The organism is Bacillus cereus group sp. TH152-1LC, from assembly GCF_027710505.1.
GTDB classification, from domain to species: domain Bacteria; phylum Bacillota; class Bacilli; order Bacillales; family Bacillaceae_G; genus Bacillus_A; species Bacillus_A mobilis.
The window spans coordinates 56072-66043 of sequence record NZ_JAQFNK010000025.1 but is presented as its reverse complement, the minus strand read 5'-3'; the positions used below and the strand labels follow the sequence as shown (position 1 = coordinate 66043).

Sequence of the window (9972 nt, the reverse complement as noted above, 5' to 3'; positions counted from 1 at the left end):
CTACGAAGTCACCTTTTGTTACTTGTAATACTTGCTCTTTCATTTTGCATTCTCCTCTCTTTTTCTTTTATTACAAAACTTCTATTATACTAATACGCTTGATAGAAATACGATTAATGCTGTTAATACTACTGCTCCACTTGCCGATCCTACGAAGTCACCTTTTGTTACTTGTAATACTTGCTCTTTCATTTTGCATTCTCCTCTCTTTTTCTTTTATTACAAATCTTCTATTATACTAATACGCTTGATAGAAATACGATTAATGCTGTTAATACTACTGCTCCACTTGCTGATCCTACGAAGTCACCTTTTGTTACTTGTAATACTTGCTCTTTCATTTTATGTATCCTCCTTTTTAATAAGTTATCTATATGTAATTTCTAAGAAATGTTTATTTCATAGTTTTTATGTTAGCGTTACATTAAAGTTAATAACGTAACGTTTGTAACATTAATGTAACATAACTATTGTTACGTTGCAATATAATTACGTAAATTTTATTACACTTTTTTTATGTTTTTTTATAAACACCCTTAAAAACCTTGTTTTAATGCACTTTCTACTAAGTTGATATTTGTAATGTTATTGTAACATTACAGTCATATAACGAAACATCCCCCTACTTACCTCTCCTTTTGTTACAAATCAAAGTACATATTTAAATGAATACGTTGGAATCTATCAAGCTTTTACTAACTGTTTGTGCTAGATAAAATACAATCTTTCCAAGATAAGTTTATATGTTTCCTCTATATAACTATGTATAATAAAAGCAAAGAGGTGGTCATTTTGAAATTAATCGCATTAGATATGGATGGTACACTACTATCATCTAATCTTGAGATCTCCAAAGAGAACTTACAAGCTATCCAAAATGCAAAAGAGGCTGGTCATATTGTCATGATTTGTTCTGGTCGCGCAAAAGAGGATGCTTTAAAATTATTGGAAGAATATAAACTATCTCTTCCAGTTGGAGCGAGCAATGGGGCAATTGTTTATGTGGATGGAAAGGTAATTAACTCGCGTTGTTTACAAAACGATAAAGTATACAAGCTTGCAAAATTACTAGAATCTGAAGGTTTTCCATATAAGCTATATACGAATAAAGGAGTTTATTCTCCATATACATGGCAAGATCAAGTCATGCAAGCGTTTGAAGAGAACAAGCATGCACTAGATGTTACACTTGAAGAACTTGAAAGAATTACAGAAAAACAAAAGAAATCAAACTTAATTACTGATTTCCAAAAAATTGAAGATGTTGTAAGTAATCCAGAATTAGAAATATCTAAATTCTTCATTTTGACATTTAATGCAGCGCATCGCGCACAGCTATTAAGCATGTTACAAGAAGACACTGATATTTCAGTTACGGCATCAGCTCCTACTAATGTAGAAATTATGGATAAGCATGGTCATAAAGGGAACGGTCTACAAGAAATGGCTGCTTATTTCAATATACCAATTGAAGATACTATTGCAATCGGGGACAACTTTAATGATGTGCCAATGTTACAAGTAGCTGGCCTATCAGTTGCAATGGGAAATGCTGAAGAAGATGTAAAAAAACTATGTGATGTTGTAACGTTAACAAACAATGAACATGGTGTTGCTCATGCAATCGAGCAATTTGTATTGAAACAAACTTCATCTAGTAAATAAAAGAAAAGGACTCTTTCTATTTGAAAGAGTCCTTTTTTTATACATGATGACAAGCAACAAAATGCTCCTCACCAACATTACGGAATTCTGGTACCGTTTGTTTACAAATATCTGTTGCAAACGGGCAACGTGTATGAAAACGACAACCAGAAGGTGGATTTGCTGGACTTGGAATGTCACCCTCTAGTATGATTCTCTCTCGTCTCACTGTTGGATCTGGTATTGGCACAGCCGATAACAATGCTTTTGTATACGGATGAAGTGGATTCTTAAATAACTCATCACGCGGCGCTGTTTCCACAATCGTTCCTAAATACATAATCCCAATTTTCGTGCATAAGTGCTCTACCACGCTTAAATCATGCGAAATGAACAAATAGGATAATCCCTTTTTCTCCTGTAACTCACTAAACAAATTAATGATTTGTGCTTGAATAGATACATCTAGCGCTGCCACAGGTTCGTCAGCTACAATGAATTCCGGGTTTAATACCATAGCTCTTGCGATAACGATACGCTGACGTTGTCCACCAGAAAACTCATGAGGATACCGGTCAATATGATATGGGGCTAAGCCACATAACTCTAATACTTCTGTCACTTTTTCACGAACATTCTCTTTCGTCGCTAGCCCGTGAGCCAACATCGGCTCGCCAAGTGCTTCTCCAATTCTCATTCTCGGATTTAATGAGCTAAATGGATCTTGAAACACAAGCTGCATATTAGGACGATGTTTTCTCAATTCCTCTTTTGATAAAGAATGAACATCATGTCCCTTAAACTTCACTTCTCCCTCCGTTTTTTGGACGAGACGTAAAATTGTTTTTCCTATCGTCGTTTTTCCGCTTCCTGATTCACCAACAAGACCAAACACTTCGCCTTTATTAATAGTAAAACTTACTCCATCAACTGCTTTTACATGTCCAACTGTTCTACTAAATATGCCGCCTTTAATCGGAAAATATGTTTTTAAGTTTTTCACTTCTAATAATGGTTCACTCATTGTTCCGCACGCTCCTCATATAACCAGCAAGCTACTTTATGATTCTCATCATGTACATTTAGATTCGGTGCTTCTTCTTTACATATTTCCATACAATGCTCACAACGACCGCTGAAGTAGCAGAATTCATCCAAACCAACTAAATTAGGAACTTGCCCTGGAATAGAATATAGTTTATCTATTCGTTTTCCCATCACTGGTTTTGATTTCAACAAGCCTTTCGTATACGGGTGTTTCGGATTTTGGAATATCTCTAGTACTGGTGCTTCTTCAATAACTTTCCCACCATACATAACGACAACGTAATCAGCCATTTCTGCTACAACACCTAAATCATGTGTAATTAATAAAATGGATGTTTTAAATTCCTCTTTTACTTGTCTTAATAAGTCTAATATTTGTGCTTGAATCGTAACATCAAGAGCCGTTGTCGGTTCATCAGCAATTAATAACTTAGGATTACAACTAAGTGCAACAGCAATCATAATACGTTGTAACATCCCGCCGCTCAGTTCGTGCGGATAAGAATGGACGATTTCATCCGCACGAGCTATGCCGACTTTACGAATTAACTCAATTGCTTTCTTATACGCTTCGTTTTTACTAAGTAATTCATGCTCCCTTAACGTCTCTACAATCTGTTCCCCTACAGTGAAGACCGGATTTAGCGATGTCATCGGTTCTTGGAAAATCATCGCAATATCATTACCTCGTAAACTACGAAGCTCTTTCTCTTTCATTCCTAAAAGACTTTTTCCTTCATATAAAATATCTCCGCCTACTACACTGCCGGATTCAGCAATAAGTCCCATAATAGATAAAGCTGTTACACTTTTCCCGCAACCCGATTCACCTACTACACAAACCGTTTCACCTTCTCGAACAGCAAAACTAACATGATTTACAGCCTTTACTGTCCCTTCTTCTGTCTGAAAGTGTGTTTGTAAGTCTTTCAGCTCTACTACCGCTCTACTCATACCTTCTCACCTACCGTCTCATCTTTGGATCTAACGCATCACGAAGTGCATCACCAAGTAAGTTAATTGATACAACTGTTATAAAGATTGCGAAACCAGGTGGAATCCATAACCACGGACGCTTTTGGAAATCAATTAATGAGTTAGCTGCGCTAATCATATTCCCCCATGATGGTGTAGGTGGAACGACTCCGAGACCTAAGTAGCTTAGTGCGGATTCACTTAAAATAGATCCAGCCACACCCAAAGTTGCTACAACAATAAGCAATGGGAAGACGTTAGGAATTAAATGATGGATAATTTTCCGAGAATCTTTTAATCCTAATACATCTGCTGCTTGCATAAAGGCTTGCTCCCGCAATGTTAAAATTTGTCCCCTCACAAGACGAGCAAGTCCTGGCCATCCTACTAAACTTAAAATAATCATTACAACATATAAACGATACTCCGATGGTAATTTCCATTCTGACAGAATTGCTCCCATTATAATAAGTAGCGGTAATCCCGGAATGGACATTAACACATCCGCAACACGCATAATTAAATGATCCACAACCCCTCGATAAAAACCAGCAATTGCTCCTAATAGAGCACCTAGTATAACGGATAGTAGCATCGACGCTAAACCAATCGTTAGTGAGATACGTCCCGCTTGCATAAGTCTAGTTAAAATATCCCGTCCCAACTGGTCGGTTCCAAGCCAATGTGATAGGCTGGGTGGTTTATTAATTTGTGTTACTTGTACTTTCCCATCAGCATACGGTGAAAAGATTGGACCGATAAAACTAAATAAAAACATGAATATTAAAACGTATAAGCCATACAATGCCATCTTATTTTTCTTAATTTTTTTATACGCTTGGCGCCATGGTGATGATTCATTTCCCTTTTTTCGTTCTTTCTTTTTCTCTATTATTGGTGTAATAGTCTCCATATCTTCCCCCCTTACTTCAATCGAATTCTTGGATCAACAAACGCATATACAATATCAGCTAAGAAATTAGCCATAATGGTTAAACAAGAAAGAAACATCGTAAAGGCCATTAATACCGTATAATCACGGAAGTTTAATGCTTCTAATTGAATACTCCCAATCCCTGGCCAGTTAAAAATCTGTTCAATAATAATAGCTCCTGAAAATAAACCTGGTAATTCAAAAGCAAGTAATGTAATTGCTGGTAAAATTGCATTTTTCAATGCATGTTTATAAATAACAGTTCTTTCTTTTAAACCTTTTGCACGAGCAGTACGAATGTAATCTTGCCTAACAACATCCAACATGCTAGTTCTAAAATATCGTGTTAACGACCCTACACCAAGAAGCGTTAAAATAAACACAGGTAGAATCATGTGACGTAATACTTCTAATATGTATGCTATCCCTGTTGAGTTACTCCCAATATCAATCATGCCACCAATAGGTAGTAACTTTAAATCAACTGCTAATAATTTAATTAAAAATAATCCTATAAAGAATGATGGAAATGACATTGCTGCAAAGACACCGATTGTTACTAATCTATCAAACCAAGAGTGCTGCTTTGTTGCAGAAATAACCCCAATAATAAGAGCAATAATCCAAGTGAAAAATAAAGCTGCAACAGCAACGATAAATGTATTCCAAATAAATTTATTAAGTAATGAAGTTACAGGTTCTTGATACTGTAAAGAAAATCCAAAATCACCATGTAAAGCATTCACTAACCAGTGAAAATATCTTTCAATAATTGGTTTGTTTAAGCCATACAATTCCCTTAACTCTTGAGCTCTCTCTGGTGTTAACTTTGGATTTGAATCAATATAATCCCCCGGCAAAAGTGCAAATAAGAAAAAAATAATAATAGATGTACCAAACAATGTAGGGATCATTTGAAGGAACCTACGAATGATATATGTTTTCACCTTTTGTCTCCCCAATCTTATTTACTTAAAAATAGAAGAACATTTTTTCAAAACAGCTACTATTCCATCGCCGTATGAAAAAACGCCTTCTATTATTTAGGTCAACCCTTATTGTTCAATAGATAACACTGGTAAGTTGGAACTAATGCTATCGTATTTTTCTGGATCAATTCCTTTTATACGTGCATTATGAGCATACAGTAGTTTACGATAGTTTAATAAAATAACTGGTGGGTCATCACTTAACTCTTTATACAGTTCTTTATAAATCGCTTTACGCTTTTCAATATCTGTCGTCCCTATACCTTTTACAATCAAATCATCTACTTTCGGGTTGTTATAACCCGTATCACTTTTTGGATTCGTTGATAAGTACTCACTTACAACTTCACTTGGATCACTAATTCCTGGTGTTGAAACTGCCGCTAAATCGTAGTCACCTTTTCCTACTTTTGAAAGCATCGTATTAAAGTCCATCAACTCTGGGTTTAATTCAACACCGATTTCCTTGTAACTTTCTTTTGCAATTGGAATAAAGATATCATTTGTTTTACCTGTATTTGATGCGTAGTATGTTAATTTTAATTTTTGACCATCTTTTTCACGAACCCCGTCAGAACCTACTTTCCAACCAGCCTCATCCAATAATTTTTTAGCCTTTTCTACGTCGTGTGGATATTTATTAATACCTTCTTCTGTATATGCCCATGAAACTGGCGCAATTGGTACGTTAGCAACAGATCCATATCCTTGTAAAGCTGTATCCACATACTTCTTACGGTCTAATCCATAAGTAAGTGCTTGACGTACCTTCTTATCTTTCAAATACGATTTCTTATTATTTACATAGATATAAGCAATATCACTTGATGATTCAAGATTAATATTTGCAAACTCTAATCCTTTTAATTGGTCTATATTCTCAGGATTTGCTCTAAATCCACTATAGTCCAGTTCACCCGTTTGGAATAATTGGAATCCAGTATCACCTGATGTGATTTTGTAAATAAAGTTTTTGATTTTTGGTTTACCTGCATAATAATGTTCGTTAGCAACAAAGCGTACTTCTTGACCTGGAACATATTTTTCAAATTTATATGGGCCCGCTGCAATTGGTTGCCCATATAATGCTTTTAAATAGTCTAAACTTGTATTTTGTTTATAATCTTTTCCATAATAAGCTTTTGATAGCACTGGGCCACCTAAATTCGTTAGTGCCTGTGAATTAACTTTTTCAGTTGTAATTTTAATTGTCTGTGGATCAACAACTTGAATTCCTTCAATAGAAGTTGCTTTTCCTTCTTTATATTCTTTCCCGCCTTTAACAGCATACTGAGCAATATCCAATCCACCTTCATACGCTTTATCATGAAGTAGTGTTAGTGTAAATGCTACGTCATCCGCCGTTAAAGGCGACCCATCACTAAATTTTAAATTTTTACGTAAGTGGAATGTATATGTTAACTGGTCAGCAGAAATATCCCATTTTTCTGCAAGATCCGGAACAGGTTTACTTTGTTTGTCTGTTGTTACTAATGATGCAAAAATAACAGACGTTACATTTCCATCCCATCCATTCTCCATAAAGTGCGGCAGGAATATCCCTCCAGGACTTGGCATTCCAACTACAAAAGTATCTTTTCTTTCTTTTACTTTAGTAGGACTTTTTGCTTTGTCGCTTGCTTTAATAAACTCATCTTTTACTTTTGGTACGTTCCCGGCTTCATTTGTACTTGCTTCCTCTTGACCACATCCGGCTAGTAATACCGATACACTAAGAAATGTAGCAAGTACTCCTTTAAAAGCATTTTTCATTAGACGCTCACCTTTACCTTCCTAATTTTTAACGATGTAGGAACATAGCCTCCTTCCTGTAACTATCTTTATTTTTCCTATAAAAATAGTATGAATTAATTTCAAGATTATTCCTTTCCTTTCAGCATGTCAATTGTTCTCTTTTATTTCGTATTAAAAAATTAAAAATCCACTTCTATTCGTTCAGTATGGGACATAGAATACTAATAACCAATTACCAAAAAGGGGGCGAAAATATGGACAACCTATTCCAATACGTCCTGCACTACGTATTATTAACAATTATGATAGTCGGGGCGCTATTACTATTCCCATTCTTCCCAAAGTTCGTCCTCTTTTTAGCTTTTTTTATTATGCTCGGGATCGCCATTATCATTTCAACAAGAGAAGATACGACAAAAAAAGAAAACAGAGTTCAGCGCGTAAAGCTGTAACTCTGTTTTTTTTGTTTTCAATCACGAATCGCCGTTCACATACTTATGTCTCGGGAAATAATTTATCAATCCAAAAAGCTCCCAATACCTTTTATGTTTCACACCCTATGCAAATTATGGATCAAAGATGTATCAACATTACTGTTTCACGTGAAACACAACTTTTATTTATCTCTTAAAGTATCCATATAAAAAGCGAATTCCTTCAGTAAAACTGAAAGGAATTCGCTTCCCACTTTTTACTCCACAATATTCCCTAACTCATTATATAACTCCGCTCGTAACAACTCTTGCTTCGCTTTTTCCACATACAATTGTTCAAGTATTTCAACATCAACTACATGTTCCATCTTACACTCAAGCGTATATATATCTTCTTCTACACGCATTAACTCGGTTTCAATCTCCTCAACATTCCTAACTTCTTTCTTTTTTATAGGAGCTATTTCAATCCTTTTTCTTCCTTGGCGTTGCTGCTTTATTACTTGCGTCTCAAGTTTTTCTTCCCACTTTTGACGCGCCCATGCATAGTTCCCTGCAAACTCAAATAATTTACGCTCATCAATCCAATACGTCTTTTCAAATAACTTATTTAAAAAATAACGATCATGTGAAACAGCTAGAATCGTCCCATTATATTGCTCAAGAGCTTCCTCTAAAACTTCCCTTGATTCAATGTCGAGATGGTTTGTCGGCTCATCTAAAATTAAAAAATTGATATCTTGATACATAAGTTGCGCAAGCCTTAATCTCATTTTTTCTCCACCGCTCAGTTGCGTTACTTTCTTAAACACCGCTGGACCATAAAATAAAAACTTAGCTAATATACGTCTCGCTTCTCCCTCTGTTACAGCTACATATTCCCTGAAAGCTTCTAATACATTACTCTTCACATTTCCGTACGCATGCTGTGATAAATAACCGATTTTCACACTACTACCAATTCGAATTTCACCAGCGTCTGGTTCTATTTCTTCTAATAGTAATTTTAGTAGCGTTGTCTTTCCTGTACCATTACGACCGACGATCGCCGCACGCTCTTGAAAACGAACATGTAAATTCGCTTCATTAAATAAAGGATGGCCAGCAAACCCTTTACTCACTTCTTTCATTACAACAACATCTTTCCCACTTCTCTCTTGCCCTTCAAACTGAAGCCCCATTTGTTTTCGTTCTAAAATAGGTTTCTTTAGTTTCTCTATACGTTCCAGTGCGCGTTCCATACTTCTCGCTCTCTTATGCAATCCTTCATTCGGAGGATTCGCCTGATTTGCCCATTCACGTAGTCGCTTAATTGCTTCTTTCATTTTCTTTATTTTCTTTTGCTGTTCTTGATAAGCCTGGAACTCCTGCAGCAACCGTTCTTCCTTTTCCTCAACAAACTGAGAATAGTTTGTATGATACACGTGAATCTCTCCATCTTCTAAATCAAAAATCTTCGTTACAACTTCATCAAGGAAATAGCGATCATGTGAAATAACCATAACCGTTCCATTGTATTCTTTTAAAAATTGTTCTAGCCATTCTACGGCGAATAAATCTAAATGATTGGTTGGTTCATCTAATAGAAGTAGATCTGGTTTCTGCAATAGCATATATGCAAGACTTATCTTTGTTTGTTCCCCACCACTTAACTCCAGAAATGATCGAGGAAATAGTTCTGTCACCTGTAGACCATTTGCTACCTTCATCAAATTCGTTTCTATTTCATAGCCACCAAGGAACGCAAACTTTTCTTGAGTTACTCCGTATCTCTCCATTAATTTTTGTAAAGCAGACGGTTCTCGTTCTTCCGCCATATCTTTTTCTAAAGTACGCATCTCTCTTTCTAATTCCTTTTCTGCTTTAAAAGCCGAACTCAGTACATCATATACAGTCATATCCTCATCAAATTTCGGAATTTGTGCCACATGACCAATACATGTACCTTTCTTCATATGAATGGCTCCTGCATCTAAACTTTCCATTCCAGTTAGAAGCTGAAAGATTGTTGTCTTCCCACTACCGTTACGACCAACTAATCCAACACGTTCACCATTCTTTATTTCAAGCGATATATTTTCAAATATGATGTTTCCACCAAAAGATTTCGTTACATTATTTACACTACAAATTGTCATTTTCCGTACTCCTTTCAATATAAAAAACCATGGGAAAGAAACATTCCCCATGGTTT

11 protein-coding genes are annotated in these 9972 nt (G+C 35.7%); 2 read left to right on the top strand and 9 right to left on the bottom strand.

Going from position 1 to position 9972, the window contains the following annotated elements:
- The 3 genes from PDL00_RS34945 to PDL00_RS30115 form a co-directional block, all read right to left on the bottom strand.
- Nucleotides 1–43 (bottom strand): DUF3948 family protein (locus PDL00_RS34945; protein ID WP_134266384.1); only part of this gene is annotated, 43 nt, incomplete at its 3' end.
- Nucleotides 44–84: 41 nt separating this feature from the next.
- A complete protein-coding gene (locus tag PDL00_RS30120) occupies nt 85–192 on the bottom strand; it encodes a DUF3948 family protein (protein ID WP_000664237.1) in 108 nt (35 codons plus the stop codon).
- A gap of 41 nt (nt 193–233) precedes the next feature.
- Nucleotides 234–341 carry a DUF3948 family protein gene (locus PDL00_RS30115; RefSeq protein WP_000664237.1) on the bottom strand — a complete coding sequence of 36 codons (108 nt, stop codon included), beginning with the start codon at nt 339–341 and terminating at the stop codon, nt 234–236.
- A 451-nt stretch (nt 342–792) separates the two neighbouring features.
- Here PDL00_RS30115 and PDL00_RS30110 point away from each other — a divergent pair, with 451 nt between their 5' ends.
- Entirely contained in the window at nt 793–1665 is an 873-nt protein-coding gene (locus PDL00_RS30110) for a Cof-type HAD-IIB family hydrolase (RefSeq protein WP_242257379.1), read from the top strand.
- A 37-nt stretch (nt 1666–1702) separates the two neighbouring features.
- Here the strand turns inward: PDL00_RS30110 and PDL00_RS30105 are convergent, their stop codons facing one another.
- The 5 genes from PDL00_RS30105 to PDL00_RS30085 all read right to left on the bottom strand — a co-directional run bounded on the left by PDL00_RS30105 (nt 1703) and on the right by PDL00_RS30085 (nt 7362).
- Complete coding sequence (locus PDL00_RS30105; protein ID WP_242257378.1) at nt 1703–2668, bottom strand: ABC transporter ATP-binding protein; 966 nt, start codon at nt 2666–2668, stop codon at nt 1703–1705.
- Complete coding sequence (locus tag PDL00_RS30100; RefSeq protein WP_098237949.1) at nt 2665–3645, bottom strand: ABC transporter ATP-binding protein; 981 nt, start codon at nt 3643–3645, stop codon at nt 2665–2667. The genes PDL00_RS30105 and PDL00_RS30100 overlap by 4 nt, the downstream gene beginning before the upstream one ends.
- A 10-nt stretch (nt 3646–3655) precedes the next feature.
- On the bottom strand, nt 3656–4579 hold the full coding sequence (opp4C, locus tag PDL00_RS30095) for an oligopeptide ABC transporter permease (protein ID WP_098871376.1): 924 nt from the start codon (nt 4577–4579) through the stop codon (nt 3656–3658).
- Nucleotides 4580–4590: 11 nt separating this feature from the next.
- The gene (locus PDL00_RS30090; protein ID WP_141499230.1) at nt 4591–5547 is read right to left on the bottom strand and encodes an ABC transporter permease; all 957 of its coding nucleotides are present in this window, start codon (nt 5545–5547) and stop codon (nt 4591–4593) included.
- A 108-nt stretch (nt 5548–5655) separates the two neighbouring features.
- Nucleotides 5656–7362 (bottom strand): ABC transporter substrate-binding protein, encoded by a 1707-nt coding sequence (locus PDL00_RS30085; RefSeq protein ID WP_270733281.1) that lies wholly within the window; start codon nt 7360–7362, stop codon nt 5656–5658.
- Nucleotides 7363–7598: 236 nt separating this feature from the next.
- Here PDL00_RS30085 and PDL00_RS30080 point away from each other — a divergent pair, with 236 nt between their 5' ends.
- Nucleotides 7599–7796 (top strand): hypothetical protein, encoded by a 198-nt coding sequence (locus PDL00_RS30080; RefSeq protein WP_270733279.1) that lies wholly within the window; start codon nt 7599–7601, stop codon nt 7794–7796.
- Between the two features lie 239 nt (nt 7797–8035).
- Here PDL00_RS30080 and abc-f read toward each other — a convergent pair whose 3' ends face one another.
- Nucleotides 8036–9916, bottom strand: coding sequence for a ribosomal protection-like ABC-F family protein (gene abc-f, locus PDL00_RS30075; protein ID WP_270733277.1), 1881 nt, complete (start codon nt 9914–9916; stop codon nt 8036–8038).
- Between the last annotated feature and the right edge of the window lie 56 nt (nt 9917–9972).

Coding starts and splice junctions, on each gene's coding strand:
- PDL00_RS30105 (WP_242257378.1), bottom strand. CDS start 2,668: ATGAGTGAACCATTATTAGAAGTGAAAAACTTAAAAACATATTTTCCG.
- PDL00_RS30085 (WP_270733281.1), bottom strand. CDS start 7,362: ATGAAAAATGCTTTTAAAGGAGTACTTGCTACATTTCTTAGTGTATCG.
- opp4C (WP_098871376.1), bottom strand. CDS start 4,579: ATGGAGACTATTACACCAATAATAGAGAAAAAGAAAGAACGAAAAAAG.
- PDL00_RS30115 (WP_000664237.1), bottom strand. CDS start 341: ATGAAAGAGCAAGTATTACAAGTAACAAAAGGTGACTTCGTAGGATCA.
- abc-f (WP_270733277.1), bottom strand. CDS start 9,916: ATGACAATTTGTAGTGTAAATAATGTAACGAAATCTTTTGGTGGAAAC.
- PDL00_RS30120 (WP_000664237.1), bottom strand. CDS start 192: ATGAAAGAGCAAGTATTACAAGTAACAAAAGGTGACTTCGTAGGATCG.
- PDL00_RS30100 (WP_098237949.1), bottom strand. CDS start 3,645: ATGAGTAGAGCGGTAGTAGAGCTGAAAGACTTACAAACACACTTTCAG.
- PDL00_RS30080 (WP_270733279.1), top strand. CDS start 7,599: ATGGACAACCTATTCCAATACGTCCTGCACTACGTATTATTAACAATT.